At 72.9% G+C, this 17,040-nt stretch carries 17 protein-coding genes; 10 read left to right on the forward strand and 7 right to left on the reverse strand.

What is annotated here, in order from left to right; translation table 11 throughout:
* Window positions 1-14: 14 nt before the first annotated feature.
* The 7 genes from AC3EU2_RS06585 (at window position 15) to AC3EU2_RS06615 (ending at window position 6,053) form a co-directional block, all read left to right on the forward strand.
* Entirely contained in the window at window positions 15-323 is a 309-nt protein-coding gene (locus AC3EU2_RS06585) for a metal-sensitive transcriptional regulator (RefSeq protein WP_488178913.1), read from the forward strand.
* 28 nt (window positions 324-351) lie between these two features.
* Window positions 352-558: a heavy-metal-associated domain-containing protein gene (locus tag AC3EU2_RS06590; protein WP_488178914.1), complete on the forward strand. Its 207-nt coding sequence runs from the start codon at window positions 352-354 to the stop codon at window positions 556-558.
* Entirely contained in the window at window positions 555-1,490 is a 936-nt protein-coding gene (locus AC3EU2_RS06595) for a hypothetical protein (RefSeq protein ID WP_488178915.1), read from the forward strand. Before AC3EU2_RS06590 ends, AC3EU2_RS06595 begins: the two co-directional genes overlap by 4 nt.
* Complete coding sequence (locus tag AC3EU2_RS06600; protein ID WP_488178916.1) at window positions 1,487-3,724, forward strand: heavy metal translocating P-type ATPase; 2,238 nt, start codon at window positions 1,487-1,489, stop codon at window positions 3,722-3,724. The genes AC3EU2_RS06595 and AC3EU2_RS06600 overlap by 4 nt, the downstream gene beginning before the upstream one ends.
* Before the next feature lie 40 nt (window positions 3,725-3,764).
* Complete coding sequence (locus tag AC3EU2_RS06605) at window positions 3,765-4,139, forward strand: GatB/YqeY domain-containing protein (protein WP_488178917.1); 375 nt, start codon at window positions 3,765-3,767, stop codon at window positions 4,137-4,139.
* A 109-nt stretch (window positions 4,140-4,248) separates the two neighbouring features.
* A complete protein-coding gene (locus tag AC3EU2_RS06610; protein ID WP_488178918.1) occupies window positions 4,249-4,671 on the forward strand; it encodes a hypothetical protein in 423 nt (140 codons plus the stop codon).
* 17 nt (window positions 4,672-4,688) lie between these two features.
* On the forward strand, window positions 4,689-6,053 hold the full coding sequence (locus tag AC3EU2_RS06615; RefSeq protein WP_488178919.1) for a cryptochrome/photolyase family protein: 1,365 nt from the start codon (window positions 4,689-4,691) through the stop codon (window positions 6,051-6,053).
* A 63-nt stretch (window positions 6,054-6,116) separates the two neighbouring features.
* Here the strand turns inward: AC3EU2_RS06615 and AC3EU2_RS06620 are convergent, their stop codons facing one another.
* The 3 genes from AC3EU2_RS06620 to AC3EU2_RS06630 form a co-directional block, all read right to left on the reverse strand.
* Window positions 6,117-8,090 carry a penicillin-binding transpeptidase domain-containing protein gene (locus tag AC3EU2_RS06620; protein ID WP_488178920.1) on the reverse strand — a complete coding sequence of 658 codons (1,974 nt, stop codon included), beginning with the start codon at window positions 8,088-8,090 and terminating at the stop codon, window positions 6,117-6,119.
* A gap of 47 nt (window positions 8,091-8,137) precedes the next feature.
* Window positions 8,138-8,461: a TraR/DksA family transcriptional regulator gene (locus AC3EU2_RS06625; protein ID WP_488178921.1), complete on the reverse strand. Its 324-nt coding sequence runs from the start codon at window positions 8,459-8,461 to the stop codon at window positions 8,138-8,140.
* Window positions 8,462-8,602: 141 nt separating this feature from the next.
* Window positions 8,603-9,016 (reverse strand): VOC family protein, encoded by a 414-nt coding sequence (locus AC3EU2_RS06630; protein ID WP_488178922.1) that lies wholly within the window; start codon window positions 9,014-9,016, stop codon window positions 8,603-8,605.
* Between the two features lie 124 nt (window positions 9,017-9,140).
* Between AC3EU2_RS06630 and AC3EU2_RS06635 the strand changes: the two genes are divergently transcribed.
* Window positions 9,141-9,698, forward strand: coding sequence for an N-acetyltransferase family protein (locus AC3EU2_RS06635; RefSeq protein WP_488178923.1), 558 nt, complete (start codon window positions 9,141-9,143; stop codon window positions 9,696-9,698).
* Here AC3EU2_RS06635 and AC3EU2_RS06640 read toward each other — a convergent pair.
* Window positions 9,642-12,533: an ATP-binding protein gene (locus AC3EU2_RS06640; protein WP_488178924.1), complete on the reverse strand. Its 2,892-nt coding sequence runs from the start codon at window positions 12,531-12,533 to the stop codon at window positions 9,642-9,644. The genes AC3EU2_RS06635 and AC3EU2_RS06640 overlap by 57 nt on opposite strands.
* A 124-nt stretch (window positions 12,534-12,657) precedes the next feature.
* On the opposite strand from AC3EU2_RS06640, the gene AC3EU2_RS06645 reads away from it, so the two are divergent.
* Entirely contained in the window at window positions 12,658-13,356 is a 699-nt protein-coding gene (locus AC3EU2_RS06645) for a VOC family protein (protein ID WP_488178925.1), read from the forward strand.
* 2 nt (window positions 13,357-13,358) lie between these two features.
* Here the strand turns inward: AC3EU2_RS06645 and AC3EU2_RS06650 are convergent, their stop codons facing one another.
* Window positions 13,359-13,499 carry a hypothetical protein gene (locus tag AC3EU2_RS06650; RefSeq protein ID WP_488178926.1) on the reverse strand — a complete coding sequence of 47 codons (141 nt, stop codon included), beginning with the start codon at window positions 13,497-13,499 and terminating at the stop codon, window positions 13,359-13,361.
* Between the two features lie 154 nt (window positions 13,500-13,653).
* Between AC3EU2_RS06650 and AC3EU2_RS06655 the strand changes: the two genes are divergently transcribed.
* On the forward strand, window positions 13,654-14,898 hold the full coding sequence (locus AC3EU2_RS06655; protein ID WP_488178927.1) for a threonine/serine exporter family protein: 1,245 nt from the start codon (window positions 13,654-13,656) through the stop codon (window positions 14,896-14,898).
* A gap of 33 nt (window positions 14,899-14,931) precedes the next feature.
* On the opposite strand, the gene AC3EU2_RS06660 is transcribed toward AC3EU2_RS06655, so the two are convergent.
* Window positions 14,932-15,285 carry a nuclear transport factor 2 family protein gene (locus AC3EU2_RS06660; protein ID WP_488178928.1) on the reverse strand — a complete coding sequence of 118 codons (354 nt, stop codon included), beginning with the start codon at window positions 15,283-15,285 and terminating at the stop codon, window positions 14,932-14,934.
* Window positions 15,286-15,488: 203 nt separating this feature from the next.
* The gene (locus AC3EU2_RS06665) at window positions 15,489-16,538 is read right to left on the reverse strand and encodes a cell wall-binding repeat-containing protein (protein ID WP_488178929.1); all 1,050 of its coding nucleotides are present in this window, start codon (window positions 16,536-16,538) and stop codon (window positions 15,489-15,491) included.
* Between the last annotated feature and the right edge of the window lie 502 nt (window positions 16,539-17,040).

Genomic DNA, 17,040 nt, shown 5'->3' on the forward strand with positions numbered 1-17,040 from the left:
TATAGTATCGAGGCATGACGGAGCACGCGGGCCACGAGCACGGCTACATCGCCCACCACCACAAGGACGACTACCTCAAGCGGCTCCGCCGCATCGAGGGCCAGGCGCGCGGGATCCAGAAGATGGTCGACGAGGAGAAGTACTGCATCGACATCCTCACCCAGATCTCGGCGATGACGAAGGCCCTCCAGTCGGTCGCACTCGGCCTGCTCGACGAGCACATGAGCCACTGCGTCGCCGACGCGGCGCGCCAGGGCGGGCCCGAGGCCGACGCCAAGCTCAAGGAGGCGAGCGACGCGATCGCCCGCCTCGTCCGGTCCTGACCACCCCTTCGACGAGAGCGAGAACCCGATGAGCAGCACGAACACCTGGACCGTCACCGGCATGACCTGCGGCCACTGCGTCGCGTCGGTCACCGAGGAGGTCACCGAGATCGACGGCGTCGAGTCGGTCGACGTCGACCTCGCCACCGGAGCCGTGACCGTCATGAGCACGACGCCGCTCGAGGACGACGCCGTGCGCGCCGCCGTCGAGGAAGCCGGCTACCAGCTGGGATGAGCACCCCCGTGCGCGTCGTCGCGTTCCTCGCCGCCCTCGCGGCCGTCTTCGGCGTCACCGTCGCCGCCGGCCGGGTCGTCGGCCCCGTGGGCTCGGCGCCGGCGAGCGCGAGCGACGACGGTCACGGCCACGCCGGCGAGCCGCAGCCCGAGCCCGAGCCCACGCAGGCCGACCCTGCCGGCTCGCTCCCCCGCGGGCTGCAGGTGTCCCAGGACGGGTACGCCCTGCGCCTGGACCCCGACGCCTTCGCCGCCGCCCCCCGGGGTGAGCTCGAGCTCGTCATCGAGGGCCCCGACGGGAAGCCGGTCACCGAGTTCACGCCGCAGCACGAGAAGGAGCTGCACCTCATCGTCGTGCGCCGGGACTTCTCCGGCTTCCGGCACGTGCACCCGACCCGCGCCGCCGACGGCACGTGGAGCACGCCGCTCGACCTCGCGCCCGGGGCGTGGCGCGTCTTCGCCGACATGGCCCCCACCGGCGCGGAGCCGATGACCCTCGGTGCCGACCTGTTCGTCCACGGGAGCTACACGCCGACGACGGCGCCGCAGAAGGACGTCCGCACGGCCACGGTCGACGGCTACACGGTGACGCTCGAGGGCGACCTCGTCCCCGGCACCGACTCCGACGTCACCCTGTCGGTGAGCCGCGGCGGCGCACCGGTCACCGACCTCCAGCCCTACCTCGGCGCGTACGGGCACCTCGTCGCCCTCCGCGGCGGCGACCTCGCCTACCTCCACGTCCACCCCGAGGGTGAGCCCGGCGACGGCAGCACCGCCCCCGGTCCGGACGTCACCTTCGGCACGACCGTCCCGACGTCGGGCACGTACCGGCTGTTCCTCGACTTCCGGCACGCCGGGGTGGTGCGGACCGCCGCCTTCACCGTCACCGCCGGCACACCCCTCGAACCGTGGAAGGAGGACCCGTTCCAGTGACGAACACCGTCGACCTCGACATCACCGGGATGACCTGCGCCTCGTGCGCCAACCGGATCGAGCGCAAGCTCAACAAGCTCGACGGCGTCACCGCGACCGTCAACTACAGCACCGAGAAGGCGCGGGTCGAGTTCCCCGAGACCATCTCGCCCGCCGACCTGCTCACCACCGTCGAACAGGCGGGGTATGCCGCGACCCTGCCTCCCGCCCCCGGCGCACCGCGCGACGCTGGGGACGACGCGGCCACCGCGGACCCGACCCGGGCCCTGCGCGACCGGCTGCTCATCTCGACCGCCCTCTCCGTGCCGGTCGTCGCGATGGCGATGGTCCCCGCCCTGCAGATCACCTTCTGGCAGTGGCTCTCGCTCGTGCTCGCGGCGCCCGTCGTCGTCTGGGGCGCCTGGCCGTTCCACCGGGCCGCCTGGGTCAACCTGCGGCACGGCGCGACGACGATGGACACGCTCATCTCGATCGGGACCCTGGCCGCGTTCGGGTGGTCGCTCTACGCGCTCTTCCTCGGCACCGCCGGGACGCCGGGGATGACCCACCCCTTCGAGATCACCATCGAGCGCACCGACGGCGCCGGCAACATCTACCTCGAGGCCGCGGCAGGCGTGACGACGTTCCTCCTCGCCGGGCGCTACGCCGAGGCCCGGGCCAAGCGCCGCTCGGGGGCGGCCCTGCGCGCCCTCCTCGAGATGGGCGCCAAGGACGTCGCCGTTCTGCGCGACGGCGGTGAGCAGCGCATCCCCGTCGACCGGCTCGTCGTGGGCGACGAGTTCGTCGTCCGCCCCGGCGAGAAGGTCGCCACCGACGGCACCGTCACCGAGGGCGCCTCGGCGCTCGACACCTCGATGCTCACCGGCGAGTCCGTCCCGGTCGAGGTCGGGGTCGGCGACGCCGTCGTGGGCGCCACCGTCAACTCGGGGGGCCGCCTCGTCGTGCGCGCGACCCGCGTCGGCGGGGACACCCAGCTCGCCCAGATGGCCCGGCTCGTCGAGGACGCCCAGAACGGCAAGGCCGAGGTCCAGCGCCTCGCCGACCGCATCTCCGGGGTCTTCGTCCCGGTCGTCATCGCCCTGGCCGTCGGCACCCTCGGCTTCTGGCTCGGCACCGGGGGCGGGTGGGCGCCCGCGTTCACCGCCGCCGTCGCGGTGCTCATCATCGCCTGCCCCTGCGCGCTGGGGCTGGCGACGCCGACCGCCCTCATGGTCGGCACCGGCCGCGGCGCCCAGCTCGGCATCCTCATCAAGGGTCCCGAGGTCCTCGAGTCCACCCGCCGGGTCGACACCGTCATCCTCGACAAGACCGGCACGGTGACCACCGGGCAGATGACGCTGCGCGACGTCGTCGCCGCTCCCGGGGAGGACCACGACGAGGTCCTCGCCGTCGCCGCCTCGATCGAGCACGGCTCGGAGCACCCGATCGCCCGCGCGATCGTCGACGCGGGCGACGCGGCCGGGCTGGACCGCTCACCCGTCGAGGGCTTCACGAGCACCGACGGCCTCGGCGTCCACGGGGTCGTCGACGGCCGGGCGGTCGTCGTCGGCCGCCCGCAGCTCCTCTCCGACTGGTCGATCGGGCTCGGCCCCGAGCTCGAGGCGGCCCTGTCCGACGCCCGCAGCACCGGCGCGACCCCGGTCGTCATCGGCTGGGACGGGCAGGCACGCGGCGTCCTCACCGTCGCCGACACCGTGAAACCGACGTCGGCAGAGGCGATCTCGCGGCTGCGCGACCTCGGACTGATACCCCACCTCGTCACCGGCGACAACGCCCAGGCGGCGCGTGCGGTCGCCGCCGAGGTGGGCATCGACCCCGCGAACGTCGTCGCCGACGTGCTGCCCGCCGACAAGGTGGAGGTCGTGCGACGCCTCCAGCGCGAGGGGCGCGTCGTCGCCATGGTCGGGGACGGTGTCAACGACGCGGCCGCGCTCGCCGCCGCGGACCTCGGCATGGCGATGGGCACCGGCACCGACGTCGCGATCGAGGCGAGCGACCTCACCCTGGTGCGCGGCGACCTGCGCGTCGCCCCCGACGCGATCCGCCTGGCCCGGCGCACCCTCTCGACGATCAAGGGGAACCTGTTCTGGGCGTTCGGCTACAACGTCGCCGCCATCCCGCTGGCCGCCGCCGGGCTGCTCAACCCCATGCTCGCGGGAGCGGCGATGGCGCTCTCGTCGGTGTTCGTCGTGACGAACAGCCTGCGGCTCAGGAGTTTTCGCCCGACCGGCTGATTCCTCGCGCAACCACCGCCCGAGCGGGCAGGATCGGGGCATGAACCCGTCCGAGCCGGACCTGCGCACCGTCCTGCGCACGCACCTGACCCGCGCCATCAAGCACCGGGACGCGCTCGCCGCCGGCGCGCTCCGCTCGACCCTCGGCGCGATCGACAACGCGGAGGCGCTGACGGCGTCGGAGGTCACCCCGACCCTCGGCGACGGCCCGGTCGCCGGTGCCACGACCGGCCTCGGCTCGAGCGAGGCGCAGCGTCGCGTCCTCACCCCGCAGGACGTCGTCGCGCTGGTCGAGGCCGAGATCGCCGAACGGCGTGCGGCCTCCGAGGAGATCGAGGAGGCGGGCCGCCCGGACCGCGCGGCGGACCTTCGGCGCGAGGCGGACGTCATCGAGGCGGCCCTCCGCTTCCCCTGACCGGGTCGAGGTCCGCGCTTTCGTGGGGTCACAGCAGGCCCTGCACCGGGCAACAATCCAGTGGGGCCGGCCAGGTGGCCGGACATCGACCAACTCGGGGAGAAGTTCCATGCGCACACGACTCATCGGCGCCGCCGCCGCAGCCGCCATCTCGGCCGGCATCGCGGTGACCTCGGCAGCACCCGCCCACGCCGCGGGCTGGGGCACCATCTCGTCGTCCGCCGTCGGCAAGAGCCTGACCACGACCTCGTGGACCCTCCTCGGGCGCTCGTTCGTGCCCACGCAGCGCGTGGCCCACCGGTACTGCGTCGTCGGGCGGGGCATCGGCAAGGCGAACCTCCAGCCCACGGCCTACGGCACCGTCGTGGCCTTCAGCAACAGCTCGACCCTCGTCACGCGGTGCACGAAGTCGTGGACGACTCCCGCCGGGTACGGGTCGACGATGCAGCCGGCCGCCGTCAAGGTGAGCGGGAGCGTCTACATCTCCAAGGTCTACGTGCAGCGCTACTACACCGGTCCCATCCCGGTCTGAGGTGACACGATCGGGGCGTGACCTCGATCCTCTGGCTGCGCCGCGACCTGCGCCGCAGCGACCACCCTGCCCTGCTCGCGGCGCGTGACGCCTCCGGCGACGACCTCGTCGTCGCGTACGTCATCGACCCGGTCCTGTGGTCCGGCGGCGGGCCGGCACGTCGTGCCTGGCTCGCCGCCACCCTCGAGTGGGCCCGCGAGGAGTTCGACGACGCCCTGACCCTGCTCTGGGGGGACCCGCGCACCGTCGTGCCGGAGCTCGCCGAGCGCGTCGGGGCGTCGTCGGTCCACGTCACCCGCGAGAGCACCCCCTTCGGCCGACGCCGCGACGAGGCGGTCGCCTCGGCGCTGTCGTCCACCGGTGTCGAGTGGGTCGAGACCGGGACGCCGTATGCCGTCGGGCCCGGTCTCGTGACCAACGGGAGCGGGACGGCATACAAGGTCTTCACGCCGTTCGCGAAGGCGTGGCGCGCGCACGGGTGGCCGGACCCGGCTCCGCGACCGAGGACGCTGCCGCTGCGGACGGTGCGGGGCGACGCCGAGGCGACGAAGGCGGTCACCGAGGCCCTGGCGCAGAAGGACCTGCCGGACCTGCCCGTCCCCGGCGAGCAGGGTGCGTCGGCGCGGTGGCGGGAGTTCCTCGACGACGCGCTCACGGCCTACGCCCACGACCGGGACCGTCCGGCGACGGACGGGACGTCCCGGATGTCGCCGTACCTCAAGCTCGGGGTGGTGCACCCGCGCACGCTGCTCGCCGACCTCGCGAGCCGGCGCGGGGAGGGCAAGGAGACGTTCGTCGACGAGCTGGGGTGGCGCGAGTTCTACGCGGACGTGCTGTGGCACAACCCGAGCAGCGCGTGGAGCGACCTGCGCGACTCGCTCGCCGGGATGACCTACGACGAGCCGGCGGACGCCATCGAGGCGTGGCGCACGGGGACGACCGGGTACCCGATCGTCGACGCCGGGATGCGTCAGCTGCTCGCCGAGGGCTGGATGCACAACCGGGTGCGGATGATCACCGCGAGCTTCCTCACCAAGGACCTCCACGTGTGGTGGCCCGTCGGCGCGCGCCACTTCCTCGACCACCTCGTCGACGGTGACATCGCCTCCAACAACCACGGGTGGCAGTGGGTGGCGGGCACGGGGACGGACGCCTCGCCGTACTTCCGCGTCTTCAACCCGGTGACGCAGGGCGAGAAGTTCGACCCCGACGGCGAGTACGTGCGGCGCTGGGTGCCGGAGCTGGCGCACCTGCGGGGCAAGGCCGCGCACCAGCCGTGGGAGCACGATGACGGGTACGTCCACGACTACCCGCGGCGGATCGTCGACCACGCCGAGGAGCGGCGCGAGGCGCTGCGCCGTCTCGAGGCCACGAAGCGCTGACCTGTTTCCCGCCTCCCCCGGAAAGGGGGTCCCGGGCAACGGAACTGTTCCCTTGCTGAGGCCTCAGGGCACGGCGCGGAGGAAGGCCTCGAGCAGCGGGCCGGCGGTGGCCGCCCCGCCCTCACCCTCCTCGACGAACACGGCGACGGCGAGGTCGCCCTGGATGGCGATCATCCAGGCGTGCTCCTTGAGGGCGCTCGCGTCACCGAACTCGGCGGTGCCCGACTTGGCGAGGACCGGCTCGCCCGGGACGTCGGCGAGGAAGCGACCGCTGCCCTGCTCGACGACGCCACGCATGAGCTCGCGCAGGGTCGCGGCCTCGGCTGCCGTCACGGGCGCCTGCGGCGGAGGGGGCGGAGGACTCGAGGCGGTCGGACGGACGGTGGGAGTGGCCGAAGGGGACGGGCTCGCCGTGGCGTCGTCACCGCTGTCCCTGGTCACGACCAGCTGCGGGGTGACCGGCTCACCCGCCGCGATGGAGGCGGCCACCGTCGCCATCCCCAGCGGCGAGGCGAGCACCTTGGACTGCCCGATCATCGTGGCCGCCTCGTCCGTCCCGGGCTTCGGCTCGGGAACCGACCCGAGGAAGGACGGCACGTCGAGCGACGGCTCGGCCGTGAGGCCCAGACCGGCGGACGCGGCGGGCAGCGCGGCGGGGTCCAGCGGCTCCCCCGCGCGGATGAACGCGGTGTTGCACGAGTTGGCGAAGGCGGAGCGGAACGGCACCGAGCCGAGCGCCGAGGTCGGGTAGCCGTCGACGTTCTTGAAGGAGCGCCCGTCGACGGTGACGGTGGGCGTGCACTCGACGCTGGTGGCAGGCGTCGTCCCGGCGCGCAGCAGGGCGAGCGTCGACACCGTCTTGAAGGTCGACCCCGGGGCGTAGCGGCCCTGCGTCGCGGTCGATGCACCCTTGCTCCCGGGCCCGCTGGCCGCGGCGACCACGGCGCCGGTCGAGGGGCGGATGGCGACGACCGCCGAGGCGGGGGCGACGTCGGCGAGGACCGTCTCGGCGGCCTCCTGCGCGGCGACGTCGAGGGTCACGGTGACGGGATCCCACGCCTTCGGAGTGGTCTGGAACAGCACGCGCGGGTTCGCGCCGGCCTTCACAGCGGACACCGTGACACCCGGCTGCCCGGCGAGGCGGTCGTTGAGGCTCTCCTGGAGGCCGCCGATGCCCACTTGGTCGCCCGCGGCGACGGTCCCCAGGGACTTCTCGATGATCTCCGCGGTCGCCTCGCCGACGATGCCGAGGACCGGCCGGGCGAAGGTGGCGGTCGGCGCGAGCGACTGCTTCGCCGGGATGATGAGGACGCCCGGCGCCGAGGACTGCCGGGCGGCAGCGGCCTGCGGGCTGCCGGTGCGCACGGTGAGTGCCGGCACGAAGGCCCGCGCCCCGGCGTTCCTCACCGCCGCGACGTAGTTGGCACCGTCGATGTCGAGGGCCTCGGCCAGGGCCGCAGCCGAGGTGAGCGCCTCCTGCGCGCCGACCTTGGTCTTGTCGATGCCGATTCGCTCGACGTCGCGCAGGGTGACGATCGGGGTGCCGTCCTCGGCGAGGATGTCGGCCCGCTCGGCCTGGACGCGGGTCAGCCGCAGGGTCTCGTCGACCGCGAGGTCGGGGGCCAGCACGCTCGGCTCCCAGACGCCCGCCCAGTCGCCGTCGGTCTCGCGCAGGTCGAGCCGCGTCTCGTAGGTCCAGGGTCCTTCCGACCCGGTCAGGGTCCACTCGTGGGTCAACGTCGCCGTGGCGCGACCACCCTCCGGCTCGGTCACGGAGGCGACCCGCACCGTGTGCGTGGCTGCTCCCAGCCCCCGCACCAGGGGCTCGAGGTCGGGCACCCGGCCCGCCGCGTCCACGGCGACCGGGTCACCGGCGAACCCACCCTGCGACAGCCCCTCCGCCACCCGCTCGGCGGCGGCACGGGCCGCGTCGCCGTCACGACCGAGGAGGCGCAGTCCACCCCAGGTGCCCACGCCCAGCAGTGCCGCCACCACGACGGCGACGGCGACCTTCAGTCCCCACCCACGCGAAACCACGAGAACCCCTCAGCTCGACCGATCAACCAGGCAACCGTGCCACACGGTCAGCTGTCGGCGAGGCACCGGAGCGCCCAGGGTCGAACCTCGAGCCGCTCCGGCCCTATCGGCTGGCCGCACACCTCACACGTGCCGTACGACCCGTCCTCGGTCCTCGCGAGCGCCACCCTCACCTGGGCCAGCGTGGCAAGGAGTCCCTCCTGCACCGTGACCGAGGTCAGCCGGTCGACGGCGAGCGACGTGCCCTCGCCGATGCGCTTGCCGAAGGAGATCGACCCCGCGTCCCCCAGTGGCCGCGTGACCATCGCCAGCTCGTCGAGCACGTCCTGCTCCTTGGCGCGCAACACGGTGGCCGCTTCGGTGGTGTCCATCGACCGACCATACGGGTGTTCACCGACAGGTCAGCGGTCGATGACGGCGATCGCGGGTTCGTGCAGGCTGCCAGGGGACGCCCACCGGTCCGGGCCGCCCGCCGCAGGCGGGCGGCGGATGGACGGTCAGGGTCGCCACGGTCAGCCCACGAACAGGCAGAACGGGTGCCCGGCCGGGTCGGCGAGGACGTAGAGCGGCTCGTTCTCGTCGTCGGTGCGGTCGAGCCGCAGCTCGGCTCCCAGGCGCAACGCCGTGTCCTTGTGCCGTTCGAGCGCCTCGACGTCGTCGACGACGTAGTCGACGTGCAGCTGCTGCGGCACTGCCTGGTCGGGCCACGTCGTGCGGGCCTGCTCGCCCACCTTCTGGAAGGCGAGCTGGCGCGTGCCGTCCGGTCGCGTGAGCACGAGCCACTCGGCGTCGTCGGGGCTGCCGTCCGACGGGGGTTCGTCACCGGCCCGGTAGACCAGCCCGAGGAGCTGCCGGTAGAACTCGGCGAGTTCGCGCGGACGCTCGCCGTCGAGGACGGTGTGGAGGTATGCCGGGTGCTCAGCCATGGCGATCACGCTAGGGCAGCGCCCCCCCAAGGCCCCGGGCGGGACGACGACAGGTTCGTGACAGGTCGATGACCGGAGGCCACCGCACGGTGACGGAACACACCGTCCACGCAGGGAGCCCGCCATGTCGTCCACGCCCACCCTTCGACCGCTGCAGCGCGGCGAGACCGAGACCGTCCAGGCCGTCTTCGACGGGCTCTCGCCCCGGTCGCGGTTCCTGCGCTTCCACACCGGCGTCCCGCGGCTCGGCCCGTCCATGCTGCGGCGTCTGACCGAGGTGCGCGAGCGCGAGCACGCGGCACACGTGGCAGAGGTCGGGGGCCGACCCGTCGGGTTGGTGAGATGGCTGCGCCTGCCGGGCGAGGCGGCGGTCGCCGACCTGGCCGTCGAGGTCGTCGACGCGTGGCACGGGGTCGGGGTCGGGCGCCTGCTCGTCGAGGAGGCGGCGCGGTCGGCGCGGGCTGCCGACATCCGCGAGTTCGTCGCGGACGTGAGCGGGGAGAACCGCCCGATCCGCACGTGGCTCACCCGTCTCGGGCTCCACGCCGATCCCGCCGACCGGGACCACTTCCGCATTCCTCTCGCGGCGCTGGAGCGGTCCGTGCGGGCGCGACCCGCCGGGACGTCACTGGACGCCCGGGGTGGTCAGCTCACCCAGGTGCGCCACCAGGTGGCGGTCTGACCACGCGGTGAACGACTCCGGCGGTCCGTCGACGCACGACGCGCGCGCCCGCTCGACGGAGACCGCCTGCCCCGGCGTGAGCACGAGCCCGACCCGGCCCGACAGGGCCGCCGCAGCCGCCACCGCTCGACATCCGTCGCGAGCGCCGGCGAGCGTGAGGGAGGCCGCGAGGCCGGAGTAGCCCTCGGCCGTGCTGCGGACCGGGAGGCTCGCGGAGCCCAGCCCGAGGCGGAAGGCCTCCGCCGCGCGGCCGACGTCGCCGAGCCCCAGCGCGGCCCAACCCGTGTTGAGGGCGAAGAAGTCGGGAGCGCCGCCCAGCAGGCCGGGGATCTCGGCGGCCACGTCGTCGAGCAGGGCCAGGGCGCCGCCGGGGTCGCCGATGTCGAGGAGAGCGAGGGAGACGTTGCTGCACACCGAGATCCGCGCGGCGGACGACCCACCCCGAGCGACGATCGCCAGCGCTTCGTCCGCCGCGACCCTCGCCTCCTCGGCATCACCGGCCGCGGCAAGCGCCAGGGCCTGGACGCCGAGGGCGTCCGCGAGCCGCTCCGGCGTCGTGGTGCGGGCCAGTGCGACCGCGTCACCCGCCGCCACGACCGACCCGGCCCGGTCTCCGCTGGCGTAGAGCTCGAGGGTCCGGGCCGTGTAGACCGTGATGAGCCAGTGGCGGTCGTCGGCGGCAGCGAGCACCGGGGCGGCCTCGTCCGCGTCCCGGTGGACCAGCGCGGGCTCGACCGCGAGCGCGAGCGAGGCGCGTTGCACCTGGACGCGGGCCCGTTCCAGCGGTGACAGGACGCCGCTCTCGATGGCCCGGGTGGTCCACCGCAGGCCCGGCCCGTTCCAGCTCCCGAACAGCCAGTACTGCGTCAGTGTGAGGACGAGGTCGCCGGCGGTCTCGCCGTCTCGCTCCTCGAGGGCCGATCGCAGCGCGGCGAGGTGGTCGCCGTAGTGCCGCCGCACGTCCTCGACGAGGGCGTCGCTGCGCGCGTGGCCGCGCCACCGACTCGCGAACCAGCGCCGGTGCCTCGTCCGCGTCCTCGCCCGCTCGGACTCCTCGCCGAGGTTCTCCCACGCGAGCTCGCGCACCGTGCGGAGCAGGCGGAACCGCAGCACGTCACCGTCGCGGTCGACCTGCACGAGCGCGTCCCGGACGAGGCTGCGCACCGCCTCGGCCACGTCCGTCCCCACGTCCTCGGCGACGGCCTCGGCCGCGCCGAGGTCGAAGGGCCCTGCGAACACGCCAAGACATCCGAACACCCTCCGCCGTGCCGGGTCGAGTCGGTCGACGCTCCACAGGAGGGTCTCGCGCAGCGACCGGTGGCGGCTCGTCCGCCCGGGTTCGGTCGCCGCGACGTCGAGCGGCCGCAGCGTCAGGGCGAGGAGGTCCGCGACGGAGCGGGACGCGGCATACCCGGCAACGATCTCCAATGCGAGCGGCAGCCCGTCGACGCGACGGGCGATGTCACCGAGGCGCAGGAGGTCGGTCTCGGTGAGGTCGAGGTCGGGGGCGTGGTCGGTGAGCCGGTCGGCGAGCAGCCGGACGGCCGGTGACGTGGCCACGACGCTCGCGGAGGCCCCCTCCGGCGCGAGCGCCAGGGGGGTGAGCAGGACGCGCCGCTCGCCGGGCACGTCGAGCGGGACCCTCGACGTCAGCACCACGGCGATGCCGGGACACCCCACGAGGAGGGTGGAGACGACGGACGCCACACTGCCGGGCGACCACTCCGCCTCGTCGACGAGCACGACGAGCTCGACGGGTCGCAGGGCCGCGACGACGGCGTCCAGGGTCACCGGGCCGGTGTCGTGGACCGCGACGCACCGTGCGAGGGCGTCGACGACCTCGTCCACCCCGGCGTCCCCGACCGGCGCCAGGTCGAGGTACGCGGTGCCTCGACCCTGCCGGGCGAGCTCGGTCCCCACCTCGGCGAGCAGTCGGCTCTTGCCGACGCCGCCGGGGCCGACGACGGTGACGAGCCGGTGGCCCTGCGCGAGGGCGTCCACGACCACGCCGATCTCGGAGGCGCGGCCGATCGTCGGCGTGGTCGGACGGACGACCGGGGTCATCGCTGCTCGCCCGCGCGGCGTCGGACCGGGCGCCAGCCGGTGGCTGGGGTCACGTGCTGCCAGCACGTCGGCGTGCAGGGCCGCCAGCTCCGGGCTGGGCTCGACGCCAAGGTCCTCGTGCAACCGGTGGCGCAGCCGGCGGTACGTCTCGAGGGCATCGGCCTGGCGGCCCATGACGTGCGCCGCGTGCATCGCGAGCGCGTACGGGCGCTCGCGCAGGGGGTGGCGGTGGATGAGGTGCGTGGCGAGGCCGTGGGCCTCGGCCGGGCCTGCCGGGTCCTGCGTCGACAGCAGTGCAGTGGCAAGGAGCTCCGTCGCCGCGGAGTGCAGCTCGTCCAGACGGGCACGGTCCGCCTCGACGAGCGCGTCGGTCACCCCGGCATACGCCTCCGGTCCTCGCCACAGCGCCAGGGCTGCGCGCAGCGCGTCGTTGGCCGCACCGGGGTCGCCGTTCGTCAGCGCCTCCCGCCCGCGTCCGACACGGAGAGCGAAGTCGTCCTCGTCGACCGCGACGGAGGTGCCCAGCCGGTAACCCGTCGTGGCGGTCTCGATGAGCCGAGCGTCCACCTGGCTGCGGACCCGGGCCACGACGGTGTGCACGGCGGCGACCGTCAGGGCGGCCGCCTGCGCCTCCCACACCAGGTCGAGCAGGACCTCGGCGGGCACGGCGGCAGGACGACGCTGGACGAGGACGGCCAGCACGTCACGGGCACGCTGTCCGCGCAGCGGGACGTCGGCGCCGGCCACCGTGAGGGTCAAGGGTCCCAGCACTCCGAGGAGCATCCTTCATCGAAGCACACGGGTCCGACACCGACGGCGGCTTCCGGCTCCCGGCCGCCGGGGGTCGGTGGTGGGGATACCCGTCGGTCCGGGTGGGTAGCGTCGGTCCATAGACATGCTCACGAACCAGCAGATCGCGGACGCCGGGCTGACCGACTGGCGCAAGCTCGCCCAGGGGCTCCACGCACGCTTCGCCGTGGGCTCGTTCGCGCAGGGCGCCGCCGTCGTCGCGGCCGTCGCCGAGGTGGGGGAGGCGGTCGGCCACCATCCCCGCGTGACGCTCGGTGAGCGGTCCGTCGACCTCGCGCTCATCGGCGGCGACGCGGTCTACCGCGACACGGAGGGCGCCGTGCACGTCGTCGAGTGGGTCACCCAGCGCGACGTCGACCTCGCGCGCCGGATCTCCGGGCTCGCCGCGGAGCACGGTCTCGTCGCCGACCCGGCCGGAATCACGACGATCGAGCTCGCGCTCGACACGGCCCACTCCGCGACGATCGCGCCGGTGTGGGCCGCGTTGCTCACCGGGAGCACCGAGGCCAGTGGCCACGGCACCATCAGCGCCGACGTGAGCGACCCGCTCCGGCGGGTGCCGCTGCTGTGGTTCCAGGAGACCGACGATCACGACACGCCCCGACAGCGTTTCCACGTGGACGTGTGGGTCGCCCCCGAGGTGGCCGAGGCGCGCATCGCGGCAGCCGTCGCCGCGGGCGCCGTCGTCGTCGACGACTCCGAGGCGCCCGCCTTCACGGTGCTCGCCGACCAGGACGGCAACCGGGCCTGTGTCTGCACCTCGCTGGGCCGGAGCGACGGCTGAGCTCAGTCGTCGAAGACGTTGCAACAGATGGCGCTGCGGCGACGCTGGTCGTCGAGGACGAGCTCACGCACCTCGTCCGGGAGCCGGTCACGCTTGCCACTGCCGTTCCCGCGCACGCCCCGACGCCGCGTCCTCGGGGTCATCGTCCGACAGCGTTCCGCCGCGGCGCACGGTGACCAGCCGGGGGTCACGCTCCTTGGGAGGATCGGCACGCGTCCTTTCCTACCAGTGGGCCGGTTGACATGATGACGCGCATGGTGAGCCGCGAAGACCACGACAACACGCCCTGACGCCCTGATGCCCCCACCCAGCCCTGCTGACGAGGACCACGCCACGCAGGCCCGTGCCCTCCTCGCCCACCTCGGCACCGCCATGATCGCGACCGGGCAGCCGGTGCAGGAGATCGAGGAGGAGCTCACCGAGGTGGGCGTCCACCTCGGCTACCCCGACGTCCAGACCGCAGTGGGTCCCACCGGTCTGATCGTCACCCTGACCGAGGGGGGCCCCGCCACGCAGCGGTCGGCACCGCGCGGTCTGCGCCTGCACCAGTCGGCCAGTGTCCGCCGGATCCGCCACCAGCTCCTCCAGGGCGAGCTCGCGCCCGCCGCCGCCAGGGAACAGCTCGCCGCGGTCGCGCAGCGTCCGGTCCGGTCCCCACCGTGGATGGTCGCCCTGGCCTGGCCGGTGCTCGCCGTCGGGATCGGGCTCATCCTGCAACCCGGATGGGCCAACCTCGTCGCGGCCGCGGTCGGCGGGGTCGTCGTCTTCGCGCTCGTGCAGCTGGCCGAGCGGTACCAGGTGGTGAACGCGCTGCTGCCCACCCTCGCCGCCTTCGTCGTGTCCTCGGCCGTGTTCGCGGCGGCCGACGCGGGCCTGCTCGAGGGAGCGCTGCGCACCGTCCTCCCACCGCTGGCGGTCCTCCTGCCCGGCGCACTGCTGGTCAACGGAGTCTCGGAGCTCGCCGCCGGCCACATGCAGGCCGGGTCGGCGCGGCTCACCTACGGCCTGGTGCAGCTGGGGTTGTTCGCGCTGGGCCTGCTCATGGCCGCCGCACTGCTCCGGGTTCCGGCGTCGACGCTGGCCAACCTCCGCGTCGACGACATCGGGTGGGTCGGCGCTCCCGTCGGCCTGCTGCTCATCGGGCTGAGCATCTGCCTCATGGAGGGAGTGCCGCTGCGGATGCAGGGGTGGGTGCTGCTCGTGCTGAGCCTGGCGTTCGGCGCCCAGGTCGCCGGGCAGCAGCTCGGCTCAGTCGGCCTCGGAGGCTTCCTCGGTGCGATCGCGGCCAGTCTGGGAGCGAGCGTGGTCGAGCTCCGGCGACCCCAGGTCCCCCGTCTCGTGCTCTTCCTGCCGGCGTTCTGGCTGCTCGTGCCCGGGAGCCTGGGCCTCGTCGGGGTGAGCGAGCTCGCGGCAGGCCGGGCGTCGGCGACCGACGTCGCCCTGGGCGCGCTCGGGGTTGCCATCGCGATCTCGCTCGGTCTGTTGGTGGGCTCCGCCCTGGGGCGCTCCCTTCGCGGACGGCTCGCTGCACCAGCTCCGTGAGATCCCGGCCCTCTCGCGCCGCTCAGGTGGCCGCTAGAAGGTCTCGACCCACTGCGCCCGCCACGCGGGCGGCTCGAAGGGCTCGCTCCAGTACGCCGTCTCCTTGCGGATCCTGCCGTCGCTGAGCTCGAAGATGAAGACGGTCTCGTAGACGGGTCCGCCGTAGTCCAGGGTCGCCTCCGCCACGACGAGATCACCGGCGCTCGTCATGCGCCTGGGCGTGATCGTCGGCAGCTGGGGGAAGGCCCCATAGATGGCCCGCCGGTTGGCCGCGCCGTTGACGCGCTCTCGCGACTGCGGCCAGTCCATCGTCGCGTCGTCGTGGAACAGCTCGTCCATGACCTCGACCTTCCGGTCGTTGATGCAGGCGATGAGACGTTCGATCACTGCTTCATTGTTCTGTGCCATACGCACCTCGCGCCGTTTCGGGTCTCGGCACCCTCAGGATAGGCCCGACCCGACCGTTCGCACCGGGGTTCGCGCCGGAAACACGCGTGGACACACGCAGCGATGCCGCCGCCCCCTTCGGGACGACGGCATCGCTGGTGTTCTATGCAGCAGAACTGCATGACGTGCTGATGATCAGATCATCACCAGGTCATCGTGGCGGCAATCTGGTTGCTCACGTTCTGCGAGACGGAACCGGTGCCACCGACGACGACGATGTCGGTGTCGCCATCCGTGATGTCCTCGGTGCCGAGGAACGCAGCGGTCTCCGGGGAGAGGAACGCGTTGCGGGTCAGGAGGAGCGGACCGTCGTGGTTCGCAACCCAGGCACCGGCGACGACGCCATCGGCGTAGTTCTCACCAGAGGTGACGGCGATCTTGTCGACGTCGTTCTTGAACTTGCTCGCGAGCAGGACGGCGGTCGCGTAGCGGTTCTTGCCGGAGTTGGTGTCGGCGATGTCCTCGAACTCGGACTTGGCCGCGGCCTCAGCCTGTGCACCGACGGTGTGGATCTCGATGCCCTGCTCGTCCGGGTACAGCGTGTCCCACTGACGGGTGAGGAAGTTCGTCGTGAAGCGCTCCATCGTCTTGTCCTTGGTGAGGAGGACGATGCCGTCGTTGTCCGCAGCAGCGGCACCGGCGGCGAGCGCGTCGGGGAAGTCCATGCCCGTGGCGAGGTAGACGTTGACGTCGCGCGTGCGGACGGTGGGGTCCTCCAGGCCGACCTGGTTGACGGTGCGGCGAGCGATGCCCACAGCCGTCTCGTAACGGTCGAGACCGCGCTGGCGGGTCACGTCCATGCCTGCGGCCTCGAGCTGCGCACGAGCGGCCTCGGTGAAGACACCGGTGCCACCGACGATGGTGACCTGCGTGATGCCCTTGGCCTGGATGTCGGCGATGACGCGAGCGTCAATGCTGGAACCCGGGTTCGAGACGTAGAGCGGCGCGTCGAGCACGTCGGCCAGGGGGCCGGACGAGAGAGCGTCGGCGAAGTCGTCGGCGCGAGCGATGATCGCGTCGTCGCCCCACTCCTTGGTCGACGAGTTGTTGAGCTTGATGGCGGTGCTGATGCGGCTCGGACCGGCAACGCGGAAGAGGTGCTCCGTGTTGCTGAAGTCGTCGCTCTGCGTGACCATCGCGTCTTCGTCGTCCTGGAACGGGACCGAGTCGGCGGCCATGGCCGGGCCGGCCATAGCGAAAACTGCAGCGCCAGCCACAAAGGCGGTAGCGCCGCGGCGGGTGTACTTACCCATGATGTGTGTCTCCTGTGTCGTGTGTTGTCTGCAAACCCGCACCCCCTCCATGTGGCGAACCCGCAGATTTGGCTTCGCGCGATTGGATGCAGTGCTGACTGTAACGCCTATTTCGAGGGGCGCAACCACTTTCGTCACATTGGCCCCGCCGGACCTCACGTCGAACCTCGAAAAACGGCTCTTCCGTGCGTCTTACGGTCCCTGAACTGGCCGGATGTCCACGAAGGTCTCGGGACACCACGATCCCCTGCGCCGATCCGACGCAGGGGATGTGGTTGACCGTGCCTGCAGACAGGTTGACGGAGACGTTCACAGCATAGGAGAAACTTGGGCCCGCCGCTGACGAACACCGCTTTGCTGGGGACGGACCGCTTCGCTTTCGATCAGGCGGCCCGGGAGAGGGGGGACTGCGAAGGTCGTGAAAGGGCGGTCCGCACGTCAA

The sequence above is a fragment of the Knoellia sp. B-D-2 genome (assembly GCF_057714695.1).

What these genes read in the sequence shown, in the direction of transcription:
- AC3EU2_RS06635 (WP_488178923.1), top strand. Translation starts at nt 9,141, where the DNA reads ATGTCGTCCACGCCCACCCTTCGACCGCTGCAGCGCGGCGAGACCGAG.
- AC3EU2_RS06650 (WP_488178926.1), bottom strand. Translation starts at nt 13,499, where the DNA reads ATGACCCCGAGGACGCGGCGTCGGGGCGTGCGCGGGAACGGCAGTGGC.
- AC3EU2_RS06610 (WP_488178918.1), top strand. Translation starts at nt 4,249, where the DNA reads ATGCGCACACGACTCATCGGCGCCGCCGCCGCAGCCGCCATCTCGGCC.
- AC3EU2_RS06655 (WP_488178927.1), top strand. Translation starts at nt 13,654, where the DNA reads ATGCCCCCACCCAGCCCTGCTGACGAGGACCACGCCACGCAGGCCCGT.
- AC3EU2_RS06595 (WP_488178915.1), top strand. Translation starts at nt 555, where the DNA reads ATGAGCACCCCCGTGCGCGTCGTCGCGTTCCTCGCCGCCCTCGCGGCC.
- AC3EU2_RS06625 (WP_488178921.1), bottom strand. Translation starts at nt 8,461, where the DNA reads ATGGACACCACCGAAGCGGCCACCGTGTTGCGCGCCAAGGAGCAGGAC.
- AC3EU2_RS06645 (WP_488178925.1), top strand. Translation starts at nt 12,658, where the DNA reads ATGCTCACGAACCAGCAGATCGCGGACGCCGGGCTGACCGACTGGCGC.
- AC3EU2_RS06665 (WP_488178929.1), bottom strand. Translation starts at nt 16,538, where the DNA reads ATGGCCGGCCCGGCCATGGCCGCCGACTCGGTCCCGTTCCAGGACGAC.
- AC3EU2_RS06590 (WP_488178914.1), top strand. Translation starts at nt 352, where the DNA reads ATGAGCAGCACGAACACCTGGACCGTCACCGGCATGACCTGCGGCCAC.
- AC3EU2_RS06605 (WP_488178917.1), top strand. Translation starts at nt 3,765, where the DNA reads ATGAACCCGTCCGAGCCGGACCTGCGCACCGTCCTGCGCACGCACCTG.
- AC3EU2_RS06630 (WP_488178922.1), bottom strand. Translation starts at nt 9,016, where the DNA reads ATGGCTGAGCACCCGGCATACCTCCACACCGTCCTCGACGGCGAGCGT.
- AC3EU2_RS06585 (WP_488178913.1), top strand. Translation starts at nt 15, where the DNA reads ATGACGGAGCACGCGGGCCACGAGCACGGCTACATCGCCCACCACCAC.